At 44.0% G+C, this 24,979-nt stretch carries 23 protein-coding genes; 13 read left to right on the forward strand and 10 right to left on the reverse strand.

Translation table 11 applies throughout. From position 1 onward, the window contains the following. Positions 1-13: 13 nt before the first annotated feature. Together recX and ACQKL0_RS19235 are read left to right on the forward strand one after the other, a co-directional pair. Positions 14-811: a recombination regulator RecX gene (gene recX / locus ACQKL0_RS19230; protein WP_402871436.1), complete on the forward strand. Its 798-nt coding sequence runs from the start codon at positions 14-16 to the stop codon at positions 809-811. Positions 812-884: 73 nt separating this feature from the next. Beyond that, positions 885-1,196 carry a YfhH family protein gene (locus tag ACQKL0_RS19235; protein WP_402871434.1) on the forward strand — a complete coding sequence of 104 codons (312 nt, stop codon included), beginning with the start codon at positions 885-887 and terminating at the stop codon, positions 1,194-1,196. Positions 1,197-1,238: 42 nt separating this feature from the next. Here ACQKL0_RS19235 and ACQKL0_RS19240 read toward each other — a convergent pair whose 3' ends face one another. Continuing rightward, the gene (locus tag ACQKL0_RS19240; protein ID WP_402871431.1) at positions 1,239-1,394 is read right to left on the reverse strand and encodes a small, acid-soluble spore protein K; all 156 of its coding nucleotides are present in this window, start codon (positions 1,392-1,394) and stop codon (positions 1,239-1,241) included. Between the two features lie 113 nt (positions 1,395-1,507). On the opposite strand from ACQKL0_RS19240, the gene ACQKL0_RS19245 reads away from it, so the two are divergent. Further along, positions 1,508-1,774, forward strand: a complete 267-nt coding sequence (locus ACQKL0_RS19245; RefSeq protein WP_402871428.1) for a YfhJ family protein — start codon at positions 1,508-1,510, stop codon at positions 1,772-1,774. Positions 1,775-1,835: 61 nt separating this feature from the next. Here the strand turns inward: ACQKL0_RS19245 and ACQKL0_RS19250 are convergent, their stop codons facing one another. Next, complete coding sequence (locus tag ACQKL0_RS19250) at positions 1,836-2,813, reverse strand: metal-dependent hydrolase (protein WP_402871425.1); 978 nt, start codon at positions 2,811-2,813, stop codon at positions 1,836-1,838. A 201-nt stretch (positions 2,814-3,014) separates the two neighbouring features. On the opposite strand from ACQKL0_RS19250, the gene mutY reads away from it, so the two are divergent. Continuing rightward, complete coding sequence (gene mutY, locus ACQKL0_RS19255; protein WP_402871422.1) at positions 3,015-4,127, forward strand: A/G-specific adenine glycosylase; 1,113 nt, start codon at positions 3,015-3,017, stop codon at positions 4,125-4,127. A 185-nt stretch (positions 4,128-4,312) separates the two neighbouring features. Here mutY and ACQKL0_RS19260 read toward each other — a convergent pair whose 3' ends face one another. After that, positions 4,313-4,537 (reverse strand): hypothetical protein, encoded by a 225-nt coding sequence (locus tag ACQKL0_RS19260; protein ID WP_427689097.1) that lies wholly within the window; start codon positions 4,535-4,537, stop codon positions 4,313-4,315. 64 nt (positions 4,538-4,601) lie between these two features. Between ACQKL0_RS19260 and fabL the strand changes: the two genes are divergently transcribed. From fabL to ACQKL0_RS19285, 5 genes are all read left to right on the forward strand, one after another. Beyond that, the gene (gene fabL, locus ACQKL0_RS19265; protein WP_402988857.1) at positions 4,602-5,351 is read left to right on the forward strand and encodes an enoyl-[acyl-carrier-protein] reductase FabL; all 750 of its coding nucleotides are present in this window, start codon (positions 4,602-4,604) and stop codon (positions 5,349-5,351) included. Between the two features lie 70 nt (positions 5,352-5,421). Next, complete coding sequence (locus ACQKL0_RS19270) at positions 5,422-5,598, forward strand: gamma-type small acid-soluble spore protein (RefSeq protein WP_402988854.1); 177 nt, start codon at positions 5,422-5,424, stop codon at positions 5,596-5,598. A 273-nt stretch (positions 5,599-5,871) separates the two neighbouring features. Then, positions 5,872-6,126, forward strand: coding sequence for a YgaB family protein (locus ACQKL0_RS19275; protein ID WP_427689099.1), 255 nt, complete (start codon positions 5,872-5,874; stop codon positions 6,124-6,126). A 226-nt stretch (positions 6,127-6,352) separates the two neighbouring features. Further along, positions 6,353-6,883 carry a nucleoside tri-diphosphate phosphatase gene (ntdP, locus tag ACQKL0_RS19280; protein ID WP_402871408.1) on the forward strand — a complete coding sequence of 177 codons (531 nt, stop codon included), beginning with the start codon at positions 6,353-6,355 and terminating at the stop codon, positions 6,881-6,883. A 115-nt stretch (positions 6,884-6,998) separates the two neighbouring features. Further along, on the forward strand, positions 6,999-8,744 hold the full coding sequence (locus ACQKL0_RS19285) for an ABC transporter ATP-binding protein (protein ID WP_427689101.1): 1,746 nt from the start codon (positions 6,999-7,001) through the stop codon (positions 8,742-8,744). A 498-nt stretch (positions 8,745-9,242) separates the two neighbouring features. Here ACQKL0_RS19285 and ACQKL0_RS19290 read toward each other — a convergent pair whose 3' ends face one another. The 4 genes from ACQKL0_RS19290 to ACQKL0_RS19305 all read right to left on the reverse strand — a co-directional run bounded on the left by ACQKL0_RS19290 (position 9,243) and on the right by ACQKL0_RS19305 (position 17,931). Beyond that, positions 9,243-10,163, reverse strand: coding sequence for an EamA family transporter (locus ACQKL0_RS19290; RefSeq protein WP_427689103.1), 921 nt, complete (start codon positions 10,161-10,163; stop codon positions 9,243-9,245). A 267-nt stretch (positions 10,164-10,430) separates the two neighbouring features. Next, positions 10,431-11,522 (reverse strand): FUSC family protein, encoded by a 1,092-nt coding sequence (locus tag ACQKL0_RS19295; RefSeq protein ID WP_402871399.1) that lies wholly within the window; start codon positions 11,520-11,522, stop codon positions 10,431-10,433. Positions 11,523-11,823: 301 nt separating this feature from the next. Next, a complete protein-coding gene (locus ACQKL0_RS19300) occupies positions 11,824-16,296 on the reverse strand; it encodes a glutamate synthase-related protein (protein ID WP_427689105.1) in 4,473 nt (1,490 codons plus the stop codon). A 345-nt stretch (positions 16,297-16,641) separates the two neighbouring features. Continuing rightward, positions 16,642-17,931 (reverse strand): glutamate-1-semialdehyde 2,1-aminomutase, encoded by a 1,290-nt coding sequence (locus ACQKL0_RS19305; RefSeq protein WP_402959298.1) that lies wholly within the window; start codon positions 17,929-17,931, stop codon positions 16,642-16,644. A gap of 218 nt (positions 17,932-18,149) precedes the next feature. Between ACQKL0_RS19305 and chbG the strand changes: the two genes are divergently transcribed. Next, positions 18,150-18,896 (forward strand): chitin disaccharide deacetylase, encoded by a 747-nt coding sequence (gene chbG, locus ACQKL0_RS19310; RefSeq protein WP_427689107.1) that lies wholly within the window; start codon positions 18,150-18,152, stop codon positions 18,894-18,896. Between the two features lie 50 nt (positions 18,897-18,946). Here the strand turns inward: chbG and ACQKL0_RS19315 are convergent, their stop codons facing one another. After that, positions 18,947-19,267 (reverse strand): hypothetical protein, encoded by a 321-nt coding sequence (locus ACQKL0_RS19315; protein ID WP_427689109.1) that lies wholly within the window; start codon positions 19,265-19,267, stop codon positions 18,947-18,949. A gap of 150 nt (positions 19,268-19,417) precedes the next feature. Between ACQKL0_RS19315 and ACQKL0_RS19320 the strand changes: the two genes are divergently transcribed. From ACQKL0_RS19320 to ACQKL0_RS19330, 3 genes are read left to right on the forward strand one after another with little or no spacing between them, the layout of a single operon-like run. Beyond that, complete coding sequence (locus ACQKL0_RS19320) at positions 19,418-20,425, forward strand: ABC transporter ATP-binding protein (protein WP_427689111.1); 1,008 nt, start codon at positions 19,418-19,420, stop codon at positions 20,423-20,425. A 41-nt stretch (positions 20,426-20,466) separates the two neighbouring features. Continuing rightward, the gene (locus ACQKL0_RS19325) at positions 20,467-21,258 is read left to right on the forward strand and encodes an ABC transporter permease (RefSeq protein ID WP_402871388.1); all 792 of its coding nucleotides are present in this window, start codon (positions 20,467-20,469) and stop codon (positions 21,256-21,258) included. A 4-nt stretch (positions 21,259-21,262) separates the two neighbouring features. Then, the gene (locus tag ACQKL0_RS19330) at positions 21,263-22,048 is read left to right on the forward strand and encodes an ABC transporter permease (protein ID WP_402871385.1); all 786 of its coding nucleotides are present in this window, start codon (positions 21,263-21,265) and stop codon (positions 22,046-22,048) included. Positions 22,049-22,089: 41 nt separating this feature from the next. On the opposite strand, the gene ACQKL0_RS19335 is transcribed toward ACQKL0_RS19330, so the two are convergent. Continuing rightward, on the reverse strand, positions 22,090-22,566 hold the full coding sequence (locus ACQKL0_RS19335) for an acyl-CoA thioesterase (RefSeq protein ID WP_427689113.1): 477 nt from the start codon (positions 22,564-22,566) through the stop codon (positions 22,090-22,092). Beyond that, a complete protein-coding gene (metE, locus tag ACQKL0_RS19340; protein ID WP_427689115.1) occupies positions 22,559-24,865 on the reverse strand; it encodes a 5-methyltetrahydropteroyltriglutamate--homocysteine S-methyltransferase in 2,307 nt (768 codons plus the stop codon). Before metE ends, ACQKL0_RS19335 begins: the two co-directional genes overlap by 8 nt. Positions 24,866-24,979: the final 114 nt, after the last annotated feature.

Consider the following 24,979-nt stretch of genomic DNA (forward strand, 5'->3'; position numbering starts at 1 on the left):
GGGGGTGGAAAGTATGCCGAACATAACGAAAATAACGACCCAAAAGAAAAGAACAGACCGTTACAATATATTTGTCGATGAAAAATATGCGTTCAGTGTGGACGAAGAGGTCCTTCTGAAGTTCCAGTTGAAAAAAGGCACGGTACTCGATGATTTGCTTCTTGCCGAAGTGCAGTTTCATGATGAAATACAAAAGGCGTTTACCGATGCCCTCCATTATTTATCCTACCGCATGCGTTCAGAATCAGAAGTCCGCCTGTATTTAAAAAAGAAGGATATCGAAGAACCGATTATAAAAGAAGCGATACATAAGCTGTACAGCTTTCACTATCTCGACGATCTCGATTTTGCCAAGGCTTATGTCCGGACGCATGTGAACGGTGGCAATAAGGGGCCGATCACGCTAAAGCAGGAGCTGAAGGAAAAAGGGATTCAGGATAAGCTGATCGAACAAGCTTTGTTGGAATACCCCCACGAGATTCAAGTGGAGCATGCAAGAAAGCTTGCCGAAAAGTCGATCAGGAAAGAAAAGAATATCTCGGAACGGGCATTACAGCAAAAAGTGGAACAAACATTAGCCCGTAAAGGATATCCCCGGGACATCATACACGAGGCCTTGGAAGAGGTGGGCGTGGAAAAAGACGAGGATGAGCAATGGACCTCGCTTACGCATCATGCCGAAAAACTTCAACGCCGTTACCGGAACTATGAAGGCTTTGAGTATAAGCAGAAGATGAAGCAGGCACTATATCGAAAAGGGTTCCCCATCGAATTGATCGACCGCTATTTGAACGATTCTGATGTCGATTAAGGTACATGCATAGCCAAAACGCATAATTTTGTTTAATATAGAAGTACATATTATTAATTAAGGAGCCTTATATATGAGCGAGGTAAGATATAGCACGATGTCGGATTACGAGCTGCAGCAAGAAATTGCCACACTGACGGAAAAGGCGAGAAAAGCCGAGCAACTGGGAATGGTCAACGAATATTCCGTATTGGAACGGAAAGTGACCATGGCTAAAGCCTATCTGTTAAATCCGGATGATTTTAAAAAAGGTGAAATTTATCAAGTTGAAGGCGACCCAGGTGTCTACTTCAAAATTGATTATATGAATGGCGTTTTTGCCTGGGGATACCGTTTAGGTGGAAGTGGGAAAGAGGAAGCGTTGCCCATTTCGATGTTGAAATAAAAAAAGGAATCGTGACGAACCCGATTCCTTTTGGTAGTATCTTTATTCCGTTCTTTCGCTTGAAGCTTTCATACGTTCTTGTGGATGTGTATTGATGCTGCCATCCGCCCGTTTTGAAGCATATCTCGCCTTTGCGCGAGGTTCGCCTTGGAATTTATTATTGTTTTGGTTAGGAAAACCTTTTTGTTTATTTCTCAAGTTTTTCTCCTCCAAGCATTAGAATAAGTAAAAAAGTGTTTCTGTTCTCTACTAGTATGGGTAAGGAACAGTAAGATTCAGTCTGTAAAAATATTGGCAACGGGGTGGTTTAGATGAATGATTACCATGAAAGATTAACCAAGATTTTGCTCGAGAAAAATGATCACATAACGTATGAGCAGGCTCTAACTTGGGTTGAATTATTATGGGAAGATTTCGAGGCGACCTATGCGAAAGCGGGACATGAATATGCGGGCGAAGAAATGACATCACGAGTTGTCCAGACTTGGATCGACAACTACGGGGAACGATTCCACGAATTCATTGCAAAAAATCCTAAATATAAGCATTTACTGGATCAACAGAACCAAATTCATTAAAAAAAGCTGATTCCATTGGGGATTTCCCCCTCGGAATCAGCCTTTTTTTCTTATGAAGGTACTACAAAATGATATTCAATTTCTTCTTGAGTTTCGCTTCACTAAAGATCCAGCCGGTAAATGAATTCAAGATATTCAAGTCATCGTCTAAATGAACAACGGCGACAAAAGGATAATAACCGTTGCTGCGGTACCTTAAATCGATGAACCGGACTTCATAATAATCCTTGTTCTGCTCAATTTCCCATCTGTAGACGGGGGAAAAAGAGAGAAAGGCTGCCAAATTGATATCATGCTTGGCGGCTTCAAGAACTTTGCTTTCAGGAAGCGGGATTCGATCAAACGTATCAAGAATCGTCACGTAGCCTCGATCAGCCCGGGCCACATAATAATGCTTTTCGGCAGTCACGGCTATTCTCCAGCGGTGATAGCTCATCGTTGGTGATAAGAGAATTTTCCGTGCACCGGGAATCTGCTGTCTGACTGCCCTCTTTACGAATGCTCTTTCCCTGAAACGGGCGAGATAATAAAGAACGAGTATGGCATACATCGTCAGAAATAGATAACCAGGGGGAAAACCATATCCCCATAATATTAAGCCGCCAACATGGATCCCGAAGATGAACGGGTCGAACGTATTGATGACCCCAAGTGCCACCCAATTCGAGGAAATGGGCCGTAGCGCCTGTGTCCCATAGGCGTTGAAGATATCGACGAAAACATGCAGGAATACGGCCAGAAATGTCCATAGCCATAAATGAAGGTAATTCGTCTCAGGCATGATCATGTAAAGGGTGCCACTGATAAGCAGGGGCCAAAGTAACACGGCAGGAATCGAATGCGTGATTCCCCGGTGATTTCGTATATAAACAGCGTTATTTTTTAATTTTAGAATGGTGTCGATGTCAGGAGCTTGCGAACCCAAAACCGTACCAGCCATTACCGCACTGAAAGTAATGGGGCTTTGCGCAATAACAGGATCTAATGTGGCAAGTCCTCCAAGAGCAATCCCCATGACAAAGTGAGTGCCTGTATCCAAAGCAAAACCTCCCTGCCACAATATAGAAAAATATGTCTTCTTTCCATCATACCGTATTTATATATTATCAATCAAATGAATATATTTGACTTTCTTACCTTGCCCCTTACAATAAAACGAAATGAGTGCCTGTTAAAAAAGAATGCCCATTATGGTGTATTCCCCTTTTTTAATAAGAGTTAACATCTTTGGAGGAACAAAATGGCGAAAGAAATAATGATCCCAACCATAGAAAAAGTAAATATTGAAGCGTTTCAGAAAGATTTGGTCAACTGGTTCCTTGAAGAACAAAGGGATTTGCCATGGCGTGAAAATAAGGATCCATACAGGGTATGGGTTTCTGAAATCATGCTGCAGCAAACCAGGGTGGATACCGTCATCCCGTATTTTAACCGGTTTATGGACTGGTTCCCCACTCTTGGTGAATTCGCGGTTGCCGATGAGGAAAAGGTATTAAAAGCGTGGGAAGGCCTTGGTTATTATTCAAGGGTCCGCAATCTGCATAGTGCTGTCCAGGAAGTCCAAGCATCCTATAATGGGATTGTCCCGGATAGCCCAGAGGAAATCTCGAAACTGAAGGGTGTCGGACCTTATACGGCCGGAGCGATCCTAAGCATTGCCTATGGAAAGCCAGAACCGGCCGTCGATGGAAATGTCATGCGTGTGTTGTCCCGGATCTTGATGATCTATGAAGACATCGCTAAGCCGAAGACGAGGAAAACCTTCGAGGTCGCCGTACGCAAGCTAATCGATCCCAATCATACGTCTGAGTTCAATCAGGCCCTGATGGAACTGGGTGCACTCATTTGCACGCCAGGCAAGCCAGCCTGCCTGTTATGCCCTGTGCAAAGCCATTGCCTGGCATTTGAGGAGGGAGTACAGTCAGAGCTGCCGGTCAAGATCCAAAAGAAAAAGTCGCGTGACGTACCGATCGTGGCTGCGATTTTGACGAATGAAAAAGGTGAATTCCTCATTCACAAGCGGGCGTCGGAAGGCTTGCTTGCGAACCTTTGGGAATACCCGAACTTCGAGATTCACACAACCCTTCAACATAAACGGGAATTTTTTGAGGCGCGTTTTCTTGAAACTTACGGTAGCAAACCGGAATTGATCGATTCGCTCGTCAAAATTGAACATGTCTTTTCCCATCTGGTATGGAAGATGGATACGTATACCGGAGTGGTGAAGGAACCAATCGGTGATGACATCTTAGCGGAAAATCAGCTGAAGTGGGTGAGTAAAGAGGCGATGGAGGAATTTGCGTTTCCAGTCTCTCACCAAAAGATGATGAAAGCCTATAACGACAGGGGCTAATACGGTTCAGCTCGGCAGTATTTTGTCGAAAAATCGATAAAATCTATTTTAGTGAAGATAAACAGGTCTATTTAATAGATATATTTCAGATTTAGATGATAAAACCTATTTACCGTCGATATATTCAGTTTCCGGTTTCCATTCATAAAAAAGATGCCGTTTTCGGCATCTTTTTTGTTTGTCAATCAATCGGAAACGATTTCGGTGCCATGGGTGTAATCGGCTTCCTGCCTTTTCAGCCCGCCCCTTCTTTCGATTTCTTGAACAATTTCCTTATGGATACTCTGTCCTTCTTGGTTCAAATAAGGTACCATTTGTTGAAGGGAGTGATGAAAATAGGCAAGCTCGCTATTTTCCCAATCCGATTTCTCCATCATGGACAACTCTGTCATATCTCGTCCAACATACATAGACACACACTCCTTTTTTATTCGTTATACTTTAATGTTCACTCAGAAAGGATGGAATAAACATATGGAACAAAAAGTAGCACTCGTTACAGGTAGCAGTAAGGGTCTCGGAAGAAGTACGGCATTACGGCTTGCAAAAGAAGGGTACGACCTTGTTATTAATTATGCCCGGAGCAAGTCCAAAGCATTAGAAGTAGCTGCTGAAATCGAAGCCATGGGGAGGAAAGCGCTTGTCGTAAAGGCCAATGTCGGCGATGTTGCAAAAGTGAAGAATATGTTCGCCGAAATCGATGCCCATTACGGGCGTTTGGATGTTTTCATCAATAATGCGGCATCTGGCGTACAGCGTCCTTTAATGGAGCTTGAAGAAACACATTGGGACTGGACCATGGATATCAATACGAAAGCCCTTCTATTTTGTGCCCAGGAAGCGGCAAAGTTAATGGAAAGGAACGGCGGAGGTAAAATTGTCAGCATCAGTTCACTCGGTTCGATCCGATATCTGAAAAACTATACCGCAGTCGGAGTATCAAAAGCTGCACTCGAAGCATTGACAAGGTATTTGGCCGTGGAATTGGCTTCAAGAAACATTTGCGTCAATGCGGTTTCAGGCGGTGTCATTGATACGGATGCCTTAAAGTCATTCCCAAACCGCGAACAAATGCTTGCGGAAGCCGCTGAACAAACACCTGCAGGACGGATGGTCGAAGTGGAGGATATGGTGAACACGATTCTCTTCTTGATAGCGGACGAATCAAGCATGATCCGTGGGCAAACGATCATCGTCGATGGCGGAATTTCCCTGCTCGTCTAAGTAATTGGTAAAAATTAGCCGGATAGACCACGGTGATGATGGATATCTTATTACCGTGGAGGTGATATCAATGGCTAATTACAACAACAAAACACAATCAGGTACTGACATCCAACAAGTTAAAAAACAAAACGCGCAATCTCAACAAGGCCAAGGCCAATACGGTACAGAGTTTGCGAGTGAAACAAATGTACAAGATGTGAAACAGCAAAATCAAAAATCCCAAAGCAAAAAAAGCCAAGGGTAATTGAACTCCAACCACGACCAGGCATCCTTCTTTTGAAGGGTGCCTTTTATTGTGATCATTTGCCATGAACCTACCCTATATTGATGTTAGTTCCACTTCACGCTTGGCGCCCTTGGTCCCGTTTTAATCTTGCCTGCCCAGACGAATAGATGAAAGGGGATTTTGTTAAAATTTAGAGAAGGGATAAGTTTTAAATTAAATGTAAAAGGAAATACTGTAAATAAATAGAATATACATACTATGGGAAAAATACAGATGTAGGATGGTGCAAATATGGAGGAATTTAACCGGCTCATTAACGCCCAGTTGAAAACGATGGAACGACTTTTATATGTACAATCCGAAATCGAAAGATACCAAGATATAGAGAAACAATTCCTTACGAATCAGGAAGAAGATAAAGCGGTCGCCGTTCAAGAGGAAATTCAACATAGAAAAATGGAATTGAAGACGATTCATGAAACATTCGAGCGGCAAACGGAGGATGTCATTCGATGTTATCAACAGGAGCAGGCGGCAGTTCAATAAAAACATTGGCTAATTTTCAGATGAGAATGAGGAAAAAGATTGCTTTTTTTAATCTTTTTACACATTTTTACTGTAGATTAGCCTCTTTTGTTTTAAATTTCCTAATAAATCGCTATAATATAGGAATATAGGGTAAATGGAAAAATGTATATAAGCGAATCCACACGATTGTAACGGAATAGGGCACAGTACGTTGAAGGTGTCTATAGAAAGTAGGGAGAGATAAATGGGGATTGTTCCTGCTGAAGGAGGAAAAATCCAAATCCAAAGCTATAAACATAATGGACATATCCATCGTATCTGGGAAGAAACCACCGTCTTGAAGGGAACTCAAAACTTGGTGATTGCGGCCAATGACCGAACGATCGTGACGGAATCTGATGGTAGGACCTGGATCACAAGGGAACCGGCGATTTGTTACTTTCATTCAAAGTATTGGTTTAATGTGATTGGCATGTTGAGAGAGGACGGGGTGTATTACTACTGTAATATCAGTTCTCCGTTCACATACGATCCAGAAGCACTGAAATACATTGATTATGACCTGGACATCAAAGTATTCCCAGATATGACGTTTAATTTGCTGGATGAGGATGAATATGAAAGACATTCGAAGGAAATGAATTATCCTGAAGCTATCGATAAAATACTAAAGCAGAATGTAGACTATCTAATATATATGATTCGCCAGAGAAAAGGACCATTCTCAGCGGAATTTATTGATAGTTGGTATGAACGTTTTTTAACGTATCGATAACAGTGAGGGGGCCTGCTGCTAACATTGCAGGCTTTTTCTTTTGCAGATGGTCGGACAATCAAGGCTAATAGGGTATAGTAAGAAGAGAAAATAGATAAAAAAATGGAGGGACCCCGTGGGCAGCATTAAGAGATATATGCAATTCGTTAAGCCATATAAATGGCAGATTATCGGGACAGTCTTCATAGGTCTGTTAAAATTCGGAATTCCACTGTTGATTCCTTTATTAAGTAAATATGTTGTAGATGACATCATTAATGGAAATCTGACGACAGAAGAGAAAACCGAACACCTCCTGTGGGTGATGGGCATCATGGTATTCATTTTCGTGGCAATAAGGCCTCCGATTGAATACTACCGGCAATATTTTGCCCAATGGACCGGAACGAAGATTTTATATGATATTCGCAATAATTTATTCACTCATGTGCAAAAATTAAGTTTTAAATATTATTCCAATACGAGGGTGGGCGAGGTCATCTCAAGGATGATCACAGATGTCGAGCAAACGAAGAATTTCGTGATTACGGGCCTGATGAACCTTTGGCTCGATATCGCCACCATCGCCATTGTCATTGTGATCATGTTTACGATGGATGTGAAGCTGACGATCGTCTCGATTCTCATGCTGCCTTTTTATGCGTTTTCAATCAAGCATTTCTTCGGCAAGCTTAGGATCTATACTAGAGTACGGTCACAAGCTCTGGCCGATGTGCAGAGTCATCTTCACGAGCGTGTCTCGGGGATGTCTGTCATCAAAAGTTTTGCGATAGAAGACCGCGAGCAGGAACTGTTTGCGAAGCAGAATAAAAATTTCCTCGATAAGGCACTCAAGCATACAAGCTGGAATGCAAAATCGTTTGCCGTCGTGAATACGATTACGGACATTGCCCCATTACTGGTGATTGGCTTTGCCGGATATCAAGTCATACAGGGGCAGTTGACACTCGGAACGATGGTCGCCTTCGTCGGGTTCATAGACAGGCTCTATAATCCTCTACGTCGCGTAGTCAATTCATCGACGACGATGACCCAAACATTGGCTTCCATGGACCGGGTATTCGAGTTCGTGGATGAGAAGTACGATATCGATGATGCACCGGATTCAAAAGAACTGAAGCATGTGGACGGACGGATCACCTTCAAGGATGTCTCGTTTGCTTATGACGAGAAGGAGGCACCTGTTCTAAAACATATCAACCTGGATGTGTTGCCTGGTGAAACCATTGCACTGGTCGGCATGAGTGGTGGGGGAAAATCCTCCATCGTCAGTTTGATTTCCCGGTTCTATGATGTCACGGAAGGGGCCGTTTTACTGGACGGAACCGATATCCGAAACTATCAAGTTCGAAGCTTGCGCGATAAAATCGGGATGGTGCTGCAAGATAACATCTTATTCAGTGAATCTGTGAAGGCCAATATCCTGATGGGGAAACCCGATGCTACTGACGAAGAGGTATTTGCAGCCGCCAAAGCAGCCAACGCCCATGAATTCATTATGGGATTGAAAGAAGGCTATGATACGAAAGTGGGCGAGCGGGGCGTGAAACTTTCAGGTGGCCAAAAGCAACGGGTAGCTATCGCCCGGGTCTTTCTAAAAAACCCACCGATCCTTGTCCTGGATGAAGCAACATCGGCCCTTGACCTGGAAAGTGAACATAATATTCAAGAAGCCCTTGATATATTGGCGAAGGACCGAACCACGATCATCGTGGCGCACCGTCTCTCCACCATCACGCATGCCGATCGAATTGTCCATATCGATAACGGGGAAATCACCGAAATCGGCTCACACGAAGAGCTTATGCAAAAACAAGGTAATTATTATAAACTCTTTCAGGTGCAACAATTGGATAACTGACATCAAAAAAAGATCATCTCGCTGTTGCGGGATGGTCTTTTTGATCATTGTGGAATACATAGGATGCAGATGAATTTCGGGGCAGAGTATTCTAATAAACTTGTTAAAATACCATACACTTAGTTAATAAAGAGTATCGAAGGGGAGTTATACAATCATGCAGCGGATAAAATTTATGGTTAGACATTTCCTGAGAGAGTCATTGTGGTTTAAAATTCTAATCTTTGTAACTTTGGTGATTTCCGTTGTTTTTAGCAGTACTCTTTTTTCAGATCATGCTTATTTCAAAGGTTTTGCCAAATTAGCCGCTGCCATCTTCTTTAGTGCCTACGGATTTAATATGAGAAAGAATCTCAAAATTTCGGTCCTTTTCTTTACGTTAGCATGTATATGTCTATTATTATCCATCAAGGCATTGTACTGAAACGGCAAAAAGGATAGCTGAGGCAAAAAAAGTTGCTTCAGCTATCCTTCTCTTTTTTTCGTATGAATGTTACATTAAGAAACCCTTTTTTCGTGCAAAGGCTTTTTCTTGGTATGAGTCTTTTTCAACAAATACTTTAAATACTCCGGCAAGGCGATTCCGACGATAATCAAGAACATTCCAAACCATTGAAGGGATGTTACGCCTTCTCCAAGGAAGATGACGGAAACGACCATCGCGGAAGGCAATTCTGCGGCACATAGGATCGTCCCCAGGCCGACGCCGACTTTCGGCATACTGACGGCAAAGAAAAAGAAGGGAACCACAACACCAAGTGTACCGAGCAATAGACCGAATTGCCAAAGGTTGGTTTCGACAAGATTGGTGGCAAGCGTTACCGGATTGGTTGTGAATACCGCAGTCAGCATGGCACCTGTCGCAATGAAAAACAAACGTTTCATCGAGGGCTCTTCAACGGCGAACTTAGAGTTGCAGAACATGTAAAGAGCAAAGAGCAAGGCAGACAGAAGCCCGAATAATACCCCCGTCAAACTAAGGGCAGAGAGAGGCTGGCCAAAGATGGCTCCTGCAAATAATGTCCCGATAAAGAGCAAGTAGATGGCCAGGACCTTGCTTCGATCTGGACGTCTTTTGTTTATGATGCTTTCAATAAGGACACCAATCCAGGTGAACTGAAATAAAAATACTACGGCAATGGAAGCCGGAAGCTCCGCAACGGCCACCGCGTAGGCTTTTCCGACAAAAGCGGACATCATCCCAGTAATGGCAAGCAAACCGGCATTTTTCCAAGAAATTTTATATTTAAACGAAAAAAGGAACAAAACGGCGACGATCAGCCATCCAATCAAATATTGACTGCCGACTAGGTCCCCGGAAGAATGACCATCCTTGAATCCGAATTTCATCATGGTGGATAATGTGCCGTATGAGATGGAACCAATTAAAACCATTATAGAATACTTCAAAAGTTGCATGTTTTTTCACCCCTAAAAAATAAAAATCGCCACCTGCCTAGATGGCAAGTGACGAACGAAAAAAGGAAATCCTTTTAAAATTCCGTCTCTCAGCAAGTGCTGAGTTTAAACATTATTGTTGAGTTATCTTAGCTTAATTCGTTTGTGAATAAATGTCAATGGGGAATGATATTTTCTATATAGTTAGACTATTCACATATATTGGAGAGAAAATGTTGGGAGCCCGACATAAAAGAAGAGACGGTTATCTAGTGAACCGTCTCTCTATTAATCTTCTTCATATTGGATAGACACTTCATTCTCATCTTTATGGAAGGATTGGAAGCTGACAATCAGCTTTTCGAGATGCTCCAATTGTTCGTCATACTCAATGATGTAAGAAATCAATGGAACAAGGCGGGCGGAAAGATGCCCGAGGTCATCATGCATTTCGTCGACTTCGTTTTGTTGCTCAAAGAAGAGGGCAAGAAGGTCTTTGCGGCTGAGGGAACCCTGATCCCAATCATCGATTTCCTCAATGTTTTTGATTTTTTCGATATGCAATAAAATCAGCTGCTCATGCTTACGTATGAGGGAATCAAGATGATGTAAAATCGTCTTCTGGAAGTCTTCAGGCATATGATAGATTTCATTCTCGAATTTATGAATCCTTCTCAAGGTCTCAAACGCCTTTTTCGTCGTGATGATCATTTGACGATACACGACAAGCTTCCTTGATTTAGCTACACTTTTCTTTTTGAAATATTCACGTTCTTCTTTATACATGGAATAGATATGCTCTAAATCAAGCAAATCTTCTTTTAATCTGCTAATATCCTTTTTCAATAAGGTATGTTCTGTAGCATGCCTAGTGCTTATTCGGATCCATTTCAAAATATCTTCCGTCACATCGGTTATGCGCGTATATAGCTTTGCCTCATACTTTGGCGGGATGAAAACGAGATTGACAATAAATGAAGCAATAATCCCAAGTAAGACGGATGAAAGACGCACAAATGCAAAGTTTAAAAATTCTCCTTCTTGGCTTTCCATAATGGCAATAACCGTCACGATGGAAAGTACGATCGTCTTATCCATTTTCAATTTCAGATTTATCGTAATGACTACCATTACGGCCAATCCGATAATGAAAATATCATTACCAAACAATAAAACGAAGGAAATGGCGACTAAGGCACCGATGATATTTCCTTGAATTTGTTCCAGCACCGTCTGATAAGAACGATAGATGGTTGGCTGGATGGCAAAAATAGCAGCAATCCCAGAAAGGACAGGAGCAGGAAGATTAAGCAGTTCCGAAATATAAAGCGCTAAAACAATCGCTATTCCTGTTTTGAGAATGCGGGCACCAAACTTCATATATAGGTAAATCCTTTCTTTGTGATGTTATTGTTCCTGATAAGAAGCTCTTTCTTTATACAGGATATTCGTAAAGTTGTATTCTAACTTATATGTTAGTACTTTACACTAATTTTTAATGTTGTAAACAAAAAGTAATGGAGCGAAGCAGCCGTAAAAGTAATTATAAGCTTTTTACGGAAGGGAAAAAATGAAGATTTTATGACATATGTAAATGAGGTGCTTTTTTCCCCTGGCTGTGGGGAGTTACAAAGATGGAAAAAAGCTAATGTCCTGTAAAAAGACATTAGCTTTTTTATCATCACTCGGTTGATACAGATGGATCTGCTTGTTCCTTAACGGGAACAACTTGAAGGAAGTGGTTTCCCGGATTATGGAGCAAGGCCCCAAGAGAGGCTGCTTCCTCTTCTTGCCCTTGCTCTTTTAAAAGGGCAACGTATTTACCAAGGAGCTCAATCACGTCCTGAAGTCCTTTTTTGGAAAGGGATTCAATCGACACTTTCGCACCCTTCGCAATCCTTCTTTGGATAACTTCTTTCGTTAGGCCGACTTCCGGCTGAAGCCTTAAATAAACGACACCGCCGGTCATGCCTGCACAAATCCATGGACCCGGATCCCCTAGAACCAATCCTCTGCCATTTGTCATATACTCAAATGCAAATCCCTTGATGTTCGAGGTTACCGCAATATTGCCATGTTCATTTTCTGGAATCGGCTTTTTCACTAGGCCACCGATAATCATGTCGGCACCTGAAAGCCGGATTCCCGCCCTTGCATCGGCATCACCTTGGGCGATAAGGAGTCCGTGCTGTGCCCCATACCCGAAACCTTTACCGACAGAGCCATTGTAAAGGTTGCCATCTTTGCCCTGTGATTTGAAAATGGCGATATTCCCACCGATTGACGTTTTGCCGATTCCATCCTGGGCTCCTCCATTTACGCTAATGGTGATTCCCTCGGTGTTATAGGCACCAAGGCCATTACCAGGGATGGAACCATCCTGATAGGAAAGATGAACGGGAGGCAGATTCTTATACGAACCATCCAATCTGTTACGGACGCGGTGACACGAAACACGGCTACCAAGGACCCGTTGCTCGGAAGTGATGCCACTATAACTGCGTGATTGCTGTAATTCTTCAACATGTGAATCGAGATATTCCGCCCCCACCGCCACCTGTAGGGAACTTTCATTCAAATAAGCTTCTTTTTCCCTATTGGAGAATGGCGTGATATCAAGGTTCTTTAATAAATAGGTCAGATCCAGCAATTGTTGGCCTTTCACTTGCTCAAGCAAATCAGAGCGGCCGACGATATCCTGAAGGTTCTTCACACCCAGTGATCCAGTCAGGGTTTTGAGCTCCTGGCCGAATGCCGTGAACATATTCGTCAATCCTTGAACCGCCAAATCAAATTTTCGAGGAACAAAGCGTCGCAATCCATGTTCTTTTGCCTGTGCTTCCGATTCGATTTGAGTGGCAATCCCGACATGGCATGTATCCAGGTGACAACCGCGGCATGTTGTACAGCCAACGGCAATCATCGATAGGGTACCGAAACCAACGCGGTTGGCCCCGAGCAACATCAATTTCAGGATATCCATCGAGCTTTTCAATCCACCGTCAGCCCAGATTTCGATGTTTTGCCGAATCCCGGATTCAAGCAACGCATTATGGGCGGCTTTTACGCCGATTTCGACAGGCAGACCTACATGTTCAAGGGCATGAATCCGTGCTGCACCCGTTCCGCCATCAAAGCCGGAAAGCGTGATGATATCGGCACCGGCTTTGGCAACGCCGACGGCAATCGTTCCGATATTGGGCACAACCGGTACCTTGACGGCCACCTTGGCTTTGTCGTTGGCCGTTTTCAGCTCATGGATCATTTGGGCCAAATCTTCAATCGAATATATATCATGGTTATTGGAAGGGGAGATCAAGTCAGAACCGATCGTCGCATTCCGTGCTTCCGCAATTTTTGCCGTAACCTTCGAACCGGGAAGATGTCCGCCTTCACCAGGTTTTGCCCCTTGCCCAATCTTAATTTCCAAGAGATTGGAAGAGTTCAAGAGTTCGGCGTTGACACCGAATCTTCCGGAAGCAATCTGCTGCCCACGTGATTTCGGGTATTTTCCGAGCATATCCTTAATTTCTCCGCCTTCGCCATTCATACTGATCATGCCCAAACGGTCTGCAGCTTCTGCGTACGCTCGGAAAGCTATTTCATTTTGCGAACCGAATGACATGGAGGCGATGACGAAAGGCAACTCCTGATCGCCAATGGATAGACTGACATCTTCGGCTGGGACAGGTGTGTCTGACAACTTAAGTGATGTCAGGTGACGGATTGTCGTCGGGTTTGATTCTTCTTGCTCCGTGATCTTTTCACGATAGGCGTCATAATTTCCCGTGGAAGCGACTTCGCCGATGGATTTCCAAATCCGCGGGAATAGATGAAAGGTTTTACCCATCCGTTCTTTTTCATTATCATAATCTAATGAACGCTGGATGCTATCCTCTTTGATTTTGTCAAAATCATAGTCTAAATGGTTTGCTCCGAAGAAATTGGCCACATTCAAATAAGAGGCAATCTCCTCATGTAACCCAATGCTTGAGAATAGCCGGCCATAGCCGCGCAATTCATGAATCCCGATGGTGGAGATCACTTTTTCCAGTCCTTTAGTCAACGAGTTATATAGATTCATAACGCCTTTCAGGTCCCCGGAAGATAGTGAAAGGAACATGAAATAGGGACTGATCAAGTTGGCACCGAGGCCATAGGCAACGATGATATCATGCAGTGACCTTAGGGATGCAGAACGTAACAGGATCGAGCAATCGCGGCGCTTGCCGGAATTGACCAATGCTTGATCGACAGCTGACGTGACAAGATGAGGGTCAAGCCATAGGTTCCCGTTTTGATGAGCAAGGGCATCATCGAGGATGAGCAGCGTTTTCCCGGCATCGACCGATTTTACGGCTTCATCCGTTATCCTTTTTAACGCTTCAGGGATACTCTCCTTTTCCGTAAACGTGCTTGAAATGAAATGTGCCAGTTTTTGATCCTGGTTGTGACGGACAAATTGATCATAGCTTGGTTGTGAAAGGGTGGAGGAGCATTCATACCCTGTCAGTCCCTCGATTAATAAAGGTGTCAGAAGTTCGGTAACGTGACCGGCCTTCTTTGCTTCAAATAAAGAAGGACGTCTTCCAATAATGGTTCTCGTGGAAAAGTGCTCGGTTTCCCGGTCCCGGTCGATGGCTGGATTGGTTACGACGGCGACACTTTCCTTAATGAAATCCGACAGGTTGGTCCGCTGTGGATTAAGGGCGGCAAGCGGTGCGTCATGACCCAATGAACGGATGGGTTCTGCACCTTTTTCAGCCATCTGCTCGACTAATTGAACGTGCTCCCTTTCCCAACCGAATGCCTTATATTGTCCGTTATGAATGGCCTGTGGCTGCGTCATGGTGATCACCTTCTCGAAAATTGGTGGCTGCAGGCGAACGAGGTCATCGGAAAGAACAAAACGTTCATTGAAGCGCTCATACACTTTCCCTTGATATTCTTTATAGTTATATAGTTCAATAAGGTCGCCATTCCATTTTAACCCGACCTTTTCCCCTGGTCCCATCGGTCTTGGGTCTCCCGTATATTCTGAAGAGGGGATGATCCCAGGCTCGGAAGTGAACATATAGGAAGAAGCCGTCTCGATATTCCAAAGCGGACGTAGGCCTAACGAGTCTACGGAGAATACGGCTTCATCTCCGAATCGGGAGATGATTCCAGCTGGGCCTTGTGCAAAATGCCCCCATGCTTCCCTTAGATACGTATAAAGGTTCTGCAAATGCTCAGGGTATTCCTTGATCTCGTTGATGATTGGCGGAAAAACCAGGTCGATTGCCTCGAATAAAGAGTAGCCGTGACGGCAGATGAATGTTTCAATCGTTTTATTCAAATCCTGGGAATCACTTCCGTCTTTAGCAATCGGAACCCCAATCATTTTGGCTTCATCACGCAATTTGGCAATGGTGTTGATTTCGCCGTTGTGCCCAAGGACACTGAATGGCTGCACACGGAAAAAACTTGATAGAGTATTGGTGGAAAAACGGTTATGACCTAGTGTCATGGTTGAGGCTGCAAGGGGGTCGGCAAGATCATGATAGTAGGCAGGGAGTGTATCTCCGGCACCCATTACTTTGTAGATGGCATGATGCTGGCTTAAGGAAGCGACATGGATGTAATCACTATTTTCGATGTCGGACGTCAACTCGAAAAGGATGTTGGTGAGTTCCTGTTGATTGTTAGTCGTGGATGAACAGGCAATTTGCCAGAACACAGGATCTTCTTGGATGGCAATCGGGCCCAAAGCTTCAGAGCGGTATGCTTTATCCGTTTCAAAAACGAGCGATAGCCCACGTTTCTGCAACTTTTCTTTGACTTCGGTTTTTAATTTGCCTGCATCTGTTTTTCTGCTTAAAAATAGGTGACCGACTATGAAATCATCTTGATCGACGATGCCGGAATCGATGTTTTCCTTTTCAAGTTTCTTTTTCCAAAGAGCACGTGGAATATCAATATGGATACCGGCGCCATCGCCTTCGCCATTGATGAATCCGCAACGGTGATTCATCTTAACCAGTGCATCGATGCATGCGAAAATGTTCTCATTGGTGGGGATTTTCTTTTTTTCGATACGGGCTACGATACCGCAGGCATCATGTTCTTCTCTATAGAATTCTTTGAATGTAGCAGGTGTCCATTGTTGATTCATATGTTTGGCGTCAATAAGGATAACCCTTATTTGCTGCCGTTCACCCCCTGTGGCTTTTGATTTTATGAAACGTTCATATTAGTAAACTTAAACAACTGTTCAAGCTTTTTAACTGAATGATATAAAATAGAATAAATGGATATAAATGTATTGGTATCATATCATTTAAATATTCAGAAATCAATTTTTTATACAGTATATTGGATAGGGTGGAAGAGTGTGTTATTTAGAAAAAACTCCGTGAAAGCCAATTTGAAAGTTTTATTTAGCCGATATGAGAAAACCCCAAGATGGATATCCATCTTGGGGTTGAATGGTTGGTGCATATTTATTCTTTTGTCCAGCTTAAATCAAGTTCTTGAATGCATGTTCAACCGCTTTTAAAGTATAAGCGATATCTTCATCCGTATGGGCCGTTGTCAAGAACCAGGCTTCATATTTGGATGGTGCCAAGTTGATTCCTTGATTAAGCATCAGCTTGAAGAATTTACCGAACATTTCGCCGTCCGTATTTTCAGCTTGCTCGTAGTTTTCGATTGTTTCTGTAGTGAAATAGATCGTCAAAGCACCTTTTAGGCGGTTGATGGTAATAGGTACATTATATTGACGAGCGGCTTTAAGGATGCCGTCTTCAAGGAGCTTCCCTAAGCGATCAAGCTCGTCGTAAACGCCTTCTTCCTTCAACACTTCCAAGCAAGCGATACCGGATAGCATGGAAGCAGGGTTTCCGGCCATCGTTCCTGCTTGATATGCAGGTCCTAATGGTGCGACCGTATCCATGATTTCTTTTTTGCCGCCATAAGCACCGATTGGAAGACCCCCACCGATGATTTTTCCAAGAGCGGTCAAATCGGGTTGAACGCCAAGTAAGTCCTGAGCCCCACCGTACATGAAGCGGAATGCAGTGATGACTTCATCAAAGATGACGAGTGCTCCAGCTTCATGAGATAAGGAAATCACATCTTCCAGGAATCCAGGGTGCGGTTCGACGATGCCGAAGTTGCCGACGATCGGCTCGACCAGGACACCGGCAATTTCGTTGCCCCATTTTTTCAGGGCCTCTTTGAATGGCTCGATATCATTGAAAGGAACCGTGATGACTTCCTGTGCAATGCTTTTAGGGACACCAGCGGAATCCGGTGTTCCAAGTGTGGATGGACCAGAACCTGCAGCAACCAACACAAGGTCGGAGTGACCGTGATAGCAGCCGGCAAACTTGATGATTTTATCGCGACCCGTGTAAGCGCGGGCTACGCGGATGGTGGACATGACGGACTCCGTACCAGAATTGGTGAAACGGACTTTATCAAGGCCAGGCATCGCCTCTTTTAACATTTTGGCAAAGGTGACTTCATGCTTTGTAGGCGTACCGTATAAAACACCTGTTTCTGCAGCCTTTGTGATCGCCTTTGTGATATGGGGGTGTGCATGACCTGTGATGATCGGGCCGTATGCCGCCAAATAATCGATGTACTTGTTGCCATCAACATCCCAGAAATAAGCTCCTTTGGCATGATCCATGGCCACCGGCGAACCGCCGCCCACGGCTTTATAAGAACGGGAAGGACTATTAACCCCACCGACGATATGCTCCAACGCCTCTTTATGTATAATTTCCGAATTAGTAAAATCCAATCTAAAAACCTCCTAAAAATACAAACATAATCACTCCTAATCATAGCACTTTTCCACTTTAAAATCCCTGGGAAATGGGGCCTGACCCCCAAACAAGCAGACCGAACCCCATATATACCAAGCTTCCATGCTTTTTATTTTGTTTGGGAAATAGGGTCTGACCCCCATGGTCTGGTATATTCATAGTAGTAGGTACGGGAAATGGGAGGGGGATAAGGATGACGAAGTTTATTATTAATGCAGATGATTTTGGGTATTGTAAGGGAATTAATTTGGGGATTATTGAATGTTTTCAGAATGGTGTCGTGACGTCGGCAACTTTGATGGCCAATATGCCGGGTGCCGAGCATGCGGCAGGGCTGGCTAAGGAAAATCCGAATCTTGGCGTGGGGATTCACTTGGTTTTGACCTGCGGTTATCCAGTGAGAAGTGATGTTCCTTCACTGGTGAGGGAGGATGGTGCGTTTCATCAACGCGGGGATATGCATAAGTTTGCTGAACCTGCGGATATAGAAAAAGAATTGAACAGCCAGATGGAGAGATTCCTATCATTGGGGATGAAACCGAGTCACATTGATAGCCATCACCATGTTCACGGCTTGGAGAAGGTTTATCCCATCGTTGAAAAGATAGCGAAAGCGCATGGCTTGCCGGTTCGGAAATTGGATGGGGCACTTCATGGTTATCAAGGCGTGAAAAGGACAGAGAAATTGATAACGGATTTCTTTGGATCGGACCTGACGACAGGCCATTTAGTTGATATTTTGGATACAAGTCTATCCTCCGAGACAGTCGAAATCATGTGCCATCCCGGGTATATAGACGAATCGATACTAAACGGAAGTTCCTACGCCCTGCCACGTGTAAAGGAAATGGCCATCCTGACAGACCCATTGATCCAAAAAGCCATAGCCGCGCGTGACATCGAACTAGTCTCCTATAAAGAGTTGGGAAATAGGGTCTGACCCCCAATCCAAAGAGCTGGAACCCTTGAGGGTACAGCTTTTTGGATGAATTATTTCGTTTGGGAAATGGGGTCTGACCCCAAAGTTTCACTTATGAAGGACATTATATCTAGGATGGTGCTTGGGTTTTCGATGTTGAAGGTTTGGCGTTTGATTTCGCCTTGGGCCTGGTAGTAGGTTACATGTCCTGTTCCTATTTCTTCATTAATATGTAAATGAAAGCTTAGTGGGGTATTTTCGATGGAGCCGGACGAATCCCTTTGGACGATCTGGCACAATAGTTGGTCGTATTCGTCCTCGTACAAGAAATCATACCGTAGTTCCAGTACGATTTTTTCGATTTGCGTGAGCAATAACTTTTTTATATTCATAGCGATTAGTCTCCTTTTTATAGGTAATACATACATCGTCGAAATTCGCCCAACCCAGGATATCCTGAATCCAGGCATTTTTATTGTTTAAAAAGCTGAGGTTGGCTAAACTATTTGATTAGGACAAGGAATATGGAGGAAAATAACATAATGAGCAATGCAATTCAGGTTAATCAATTGCGGAAGGAATTCAAGTCGGTTTCAAGCCGTTCCGGATTAAAAGGGGCCTTCCGCGACTTACTTACAAGAAATTATAAAATCGTGCCTGCTGTCAACGATATCAATTTTACTGTAAAAAAGGGTGAGATGGTAGCGTATATCGGGGAAAATGGGGCAGGCAAGTCGACGACGATTAAGATGCTGACGGGGATTTTGGAGCCGACGTCCGGTGATATCATGGTCAATGGCATGAATCCGCATAAAGAACGGGAAAAGTTCACCCAGACCATCGGGGTCGTCTTCGGGCAACGATCGCAGCTTTGGTGGGATATCGCCGTCCAGGAATCCTTCCGGCTGCTGAAAAAAGTATATAAGGTGTCTGATGAACAATATAACGATCATATGGCACATGTAATCAAGACGTTGGATATCGGGCCGTTACTCGATAAGCCGGTGCGTAAGCTGTCCCTTGGCCAGCGGATGCGTTGTGAACTGGCTGCTGCCTTGATACACAACCCACCGTTGCTTTTCCTGGATGAGCCGACGATCGGTCTTGATGTGTTAGTGAAAATGAAAATCCGTGAGTTTCTGAAGGAAATCAATGAAAGATACAACACGACCATCCTTCTGACCACGCATGACTTGGGGGATATCGAGGCCTTGTGCGAGCGGGTGATCATGCTTGATGAAGGGCAAATCATTTATGACGGGGAACTGCAAAGCCTGAAAGATAATTGGGCAGAGGAAAAACAGGTCCACTTCCAATTCATCGAGCCAGTCGAACTGAGTGAACTGCAATTCTTGCCGTTATCCTTTCATGTAAATTGGGAGCACGATGAAAAGAATCATGCCTACATAGCCGTGTTAAAAGAGGAAAGTGATCATATTTCACAACTGGTCGCCGCTGTCGTTTCACATTTTAAAATCAAGGACGTCAAAATCCATGAAACGTCCATCGAAGAGATTGTTCGTAATATTTATGAAGAAGGCACGGTCTGACTCTTTCAGAAAAAATGTGTCTACCAAGAAGGGAGAGGACCATGGGGAAGTATCTTGCCATGATTCGCATGCGTTTTTTGATGATGCTTGCGTATCGAACCGATTATTATACCGGTATTTTAATTTATAGCATCAATATTGGTGCTTATTATTTCTTGTGGAATGCGATATATGGAGAAAAAAGTTCCATTGAAGGGCTATCCAGCATGCAGATGACCACCTATGTGGCGGTTGCCTGGATGGCGCGCGCCTTTTATTTCAATAATATTGACCGTGAGATTGCCGATGAGATCAAGGACGGCAAGGTCGCAATCGAGATGATTCGACCTTATAACTATTTAGGGATGAAGACGATGCAAGGCCTGGGTGAGGGGATTTTCCGTTTCTTTTTCTTCTCCATTCCAGGTATGTTGCTCGTCGCCATCATTTTCCCCATCCATTTGCCAAATGAACCGGCAACATGGGGGCTTTTCGGAATTTCCCTGTTATTCAGCTTCATCATCAATACGCAAATCAACTTGCTAACGGGAATTACGACATTTTTCTTATATAATAATGCCGGATTGATCCGGGCAAAACGGGTCATTGTTGATTTGTTTTCGGGCTTGTTATTGCCTATCAGCTTTTATCCAATCTGGGCACAGGACATCATGAAGTTCCTGCCGTTTCAAGGAATCAGCTATGTCCCGAGTATGATTTTCACAAATGGATACGGAACGGGAGACATCGGCATGGCTCTTTTACAGCAATTGATCTGGGTCATCATTCTCGTTATCCCCATCCAGGTTTTATGGATAGTCGCAAAAAAACAGCTGATTATTCAGGGAGGTTGATGGGATGTTTTACGTATCAATGTTTTTTCAATATGTGAGTCAATATATGAAAACGAGATTGCAGTACCGGGCTGATTTCGTCATCGAGATTCTTTCTGATTTGTTGAACCAAGTCGTGAATCTGGTGTTTATCTTAGTGGTCTTCGGACATACGGAGTTCCTAAGCGGGTGGAGCCGGGATGAAATCATTTTCATATACGGTTTTTTCCTTATCCCGTTTGCGCTATTTTCATCCTTTTTCAACATCTGGGATTTCAATGATCGCTACATCGTCAAAGGGGAGATGGACCGGATTTTAACAAGGCCGATTCACAGCCTGTTTCAAGTCATCTTGGAGCGGATTGAGCTTGAATCATTATTTGGTGTCGTGACCGGTTTGATCATCATCTTCTATTCCGGTGTTTCGTTAAACCTGGAACTAACTTGGTATGACCCGATTCTCTTCATCATCTTTGCAATCGGCGGGGCACTCGCGTATGCAGCCATCTTTGTTGCGATTGCAAGCATCGGCTTCTGGTCTGATGCCAAAACGTCCATCATGCCGATGATGTACAACATCGGGAACTATGGGCGCTATCCGGTTGACATTTATAACAAGGTCATCCGCTTTGTTCTGACTTGGGTGCTGCCGTTTGCCTTTGTCGGTGTGTATCCCGCTTCCTATTTTCTTAGAAAAGAAGAGTGGTACGCGTATGCATTCGCCACACCTGTTATAGGGGTCGTCTTTTTCATGATCTCGATCTTCATTTGGAATCAGGGTGTGAAAAGGTACCGAGGAGCAGGAAACTAAAAAAAATCCCTTCAACAATTTTGTTGAGGGGATTTTTTTGCTTATATGCGTTTATTTTTTCTCTCGATATATCTTGCTTGTGCTTGGACGTACTGCCGTTTTTCTTCTTCCGTTTCCGGTTGGACCTGTGGAACCGGTATGGGCTTTCCATCTTCGTCTATCGCAAGCATCGTTAAAAAAGCGCGGGCAGTGAGTTGCTTTTCACCAGTCAACAGGTTCTCACGCTCTACTTTTACGAATACCTCCATTGACGTTTGATGGGCACAGGTGACATAGGCTTCCAAATTGATTGCATCCCCGGTCTTGATGGGGGCCAGGAAGTCAAAGGAGTCGCTTGAAGCGGTTACGACCGGTTTCCGGCAGTGGCGCATCGCTGCAATGCAGGCGATTTTATCCACATACGCCATCACTTTTCCACCAAAGATGGTATTGTGATGGTTCGTATCAGGTGGAAAAACGAGGTCCGTTAAAAACGTCCGTGACTGTTGAACGGGAATGCCTGTTGTTAAATCAGTCATTTTCCTGTTGGACCAAAAGCTTATTCCGGACAACCGTTGCGGCTTCGACCATATTTTTCAGTGAAGCGACGGTTTCTGGAACGCCCCTTGTTTTCAGGCCACAGTCAGGGTTGATCCAAAATTGGTCTTTATCCAGTACCTTGATGCCACGTTCGATCATATCGACCATTTCTTCCACTGCAGGAACGCGAGGGCTATGAATATCATACACACCAAGGCCGATTCCTTTTTCATATGTTTTCTCCCCGAATGCGGAAGCGAGCTCGCCGTGGCTGCGGGACGTTTCAATGGAAATCACATCAGCGTCCAGGGAAGAGATGACATCCATGAAGCTATTGAAATCACAATAGCACATATGGGTGTGAATTTGTGTTGTGTCTTCGACGCTCGAAGTGGAAATCAGGAATGAATGGACCGCCCAGCTTAAGTACTCATCACGGTCGCTTTTTTTCAATGGAAGGCCTTCACGCAGGGCTGGTTCATCGACTTGGATCATTTTGATCCCTGCTGATTCCAGTGCCTCTACTTCTTGTTTCAAGGCCAATGCCAATTGATAGCAGATATTTTCCCGTGAAATATCGTCACGGACGAACGACCAGTTCAGTATCGTAACGGGACCGGTCAGCATTCCCTTCACCGTTTTTTTCGTCAAGGCTTGTGCATACACACTTTCTTTGACCGTCATCGGATCGATGAAATGGACATCTCCATAGATAACGGGAGGTTTGACACAGCGGGAGCCGTAAGATTGAACCCAGCCTTTTTCAAGGAAGACGAATCCACCCAATTTATGGCCGAAAAACTCGACCATATCGGTCCGTTCAAACTCCCCGTGCACAAGGACGTCCAAGCCGATTTCCTCCTGGATATCAATCCATCTACCAATCTCCTCGTTCACGAATGCTTCATATTGATCAGCCGTCCATTCACCGCGTTTGAATTTTCCGCGGGCCTGTTTAACTTCCGCGGTCTGCGGAAAGCTTCCAATTGTAGTGGTTGGAAGGAAGGGCAGGTTGAAATACGCCTGTTGTTTTTGATAGCGCTGTTTAAATGGCAGGGTTCGGCCATGGGTTTGCTGCTTCGCCTGTTCGACAGAGGCTTGCACGTCTTTATGGTTTCTGGCCTTTGAATTCTTTAAGGTCTGCCATGCAGCTTTGTTTGCCGCCAGCTTTTCTTCGATTGATTCTAGATCTTCGCTGTTCCCTCTGACTAAAAGCGTGATTTCTTCTAGTTTCTCATCAGCAAAGGCAAGGGCTTCTTTCACTTTGCTGGCCAGTTCTGTCTCGTTTCGAACCGTCACTGGAACGTGTAGCAGGGAGCAGGAAGGTTGAATCCAAATCCGATCTTCGGATACGTGTTTCGTAATGGACTCGACCAACCCGATTTTTTTCGTCAAGTCAGAAAGCCAAATGTTTTTCCCATCAATCACACCGGCCCCAAGTATTTTATCTTTTGGAAAGCCGACTGTTTGAAGATTGCTGAGATTTTTTCCTTTGTCATGGACCAAATCAAGGCCAATTCCTTGAACAGGCAAGTCAATCACTTCTTGGTAGTGCTCTACAGCATCAAAATATGTTTGCAGCATGATGTTCAGGTTGGGGACAGCTTCGTTCAATTTTTCATACAGGTATGTAACAGTTTTCATCTCGTCTTTGGAAAGGGAAGAAACAAGGGATGGTTCATCGACCTGCACCCACTTCACGCCTTCTTGTTCCAGCTCTCGCAAAATTTTTGTGTATAAAGGCAACAGGCTCAGGATGATGGCCGGAAGATCTTTTTTATCATAGCCTTTTGACAAAGAAATGAATGTGTAAGGTCCGACTATAACCGGCTTCGTATCGATTCCTAGTTTTTCCTTGGCTTCGCGGTAAGCGGCAAGCGGCTTGTTTTCTGTCAACGTAAGTTGGGATTGTTTTAGCTCTGGAACGATATAATGATAATTTGTATTGAACCATTTCGTCATTTCGGAAGCGACTTCATCCTTGTTCCCACGGGCCATTGAATAATAAAGGGAAAGGGGGACCATGCCGCCTTTATAAGCCGAATAGCGTTCTGGCACCAGGCCGAACATGACGGACATATCGAGCATGTGATCATATAACGTAAAGTCGTTGACCGGGATGATATCGATGCCTTGATCTCTTTGTTTTTGCAAGTTACCTAAACGGATCGCTTCCAATTGCGCCGTGAATTCCGTTTCGTTTAATGTTCCAGCCCAATATGCCTCTAATGTACGTTTCCATTCACGATCCTCACCGATTCGTGGGTACCCTATATTACTACTTTTCAACACATCCATCTCCTTTTAATGAAATAACAACAAAAAAAGCACCCCTAACCGTCAAAAGAGAAAGTTAGAAATGCTCAAATTAAAGGGGCACGAAAATACCCCTTACCATTATAAGGTCCCTAA

Origin of the sequence: Peribacillus sp. NPDC097264 (assembly GCF_050277925.1) — a bacterium.
Taxonomy (GTDB): domain Bacteria; phylum Bacillota; class Bacilli; order Bacillales; family DSM-1321; genus Peribacillus.

Coding starts and splice junctions, on each gene's coding strand:
- ACQKL0_RS19290 (WP_427689103.1), bottom strand. CDS start 10,163: ATGCAACTTTTGAAGTATTCTATAATGGTTTTAATTGGTTCCATCTCA.
- ACQKL0_RS19320 (WP_427689111.1), top strand. CDS start 19,418: ATGAGCAATGCAATTCAGGTTAATCAATTGCGGAAGGAATTCAAGTCG.
- fabL (WP_402988857.1), top strand. CDS start 4,602: ATGGAACAAAAAGTAGCACTCGTTACAGGTAGCAGTAAGGGTCTCGGA.
- metE (WP_427689115.1), bottom strand. CDS start 24,865: ATGGATGTGTTGAAAAGTAGTAATATAGGGTACCCACGAATCGGTGAG.
- ACQKL0_RS19330 (WP_402871385.1), top strand. CDS start 21,263: ATGTTTTACGTATCAATGTTTTTTCAATATGTGAGTCAATATATGAAA.
- ACQKL0_RS19325 (WP_402871388.1), top strand. CDS start 20,467: ATGGGGAAGTATCTTGCCATGATTCGCATGCGTTTTTTGATGATGCTT.
- ACQKL0_RS19300 (WP_427689105.1), bottom strand. CDS start 16,296: ATGAATCAACAATGGACACCTGCTACATTCAAAGAATTCTATAGAGAA.
- mutY (WP_402871422.1), top strand. CDS start 3,015: ATGGCGAAAGAAATAATGATCCCAACCATAGAAAAAGTAAATATTGAA.
- ACQKL0_RS19335 (WP_427689113.1), bottom strand. CDS start 22,566: ATGACTGATTTAACAACAGGCATTCCCGTTCAACAGTCACGGACGTTT.
- recX (WP_402871436.1), top strand. CDS start 14: ATGCCGAACATAACGAAAATAACGACCCAAAAGAAAAGAACAGACCGT.
- ACQKL0_RS19245 (WP_402871428.1), top strand. CDS start 1,508: ATGAATGATTACCATGAAAGATTAACCAAGATTTTGCTCGAGAAAAAT.
- ACQKL0_RS19260 (WP_427689097.1), bottom strand. CDS start 4,537: ATGTATGTTGGACGAGATATGACAGAGTTGTCCATGATGGAGAAATCG.
- ACQKL0_RS19270 (WP_402988854.1), top strand. CDS start 5,422: ATGGCTAATTACAACAACAAAACACAATCAGGTACTGACATCCAACAA.
- ACQKL0_RS19295 (WP_402871399.1), bottom strand. CDS start 11,522: ATGAAGTTTGGTGCCCGCATTCTCAAAACAGGAATAGCGATTGTTTTA.
- ACQKL0_RS19315 (WP_427689109.1), bottom strand. CDS start 19,267: ATGAATATAAAAAAGTTATTGCTCACGCAAATCGAAAAAATCGTACTG.
- ACQKL0_RS19275 (WP_427689099.1), top strand. CDS start 5,872: ATGGAGGAATTTAACCGGCTCATTAACGCCCAGTTGAAAACGATGGAA.
- ntdP (WP_402871408.1), top strand. CDS start 6,353: ATGGGGATTGTTCCTGCTGAAGGAGGAAAAATCCAAATCCAAAGCTAT.
- chbG (WP_427689107.1), top strand. CDS start 18,150: ATGACGAAGTTTATTATTAATGCAGATGATTTTGGGTATTGTAAGGGA.
- ACQKL0_RS19235 (WP_402871434.1), top strand. CDS start 885: ATGAGCGAGGTAAGATATAGCACGATGTCGGATTACGAGCTGCAGCAA.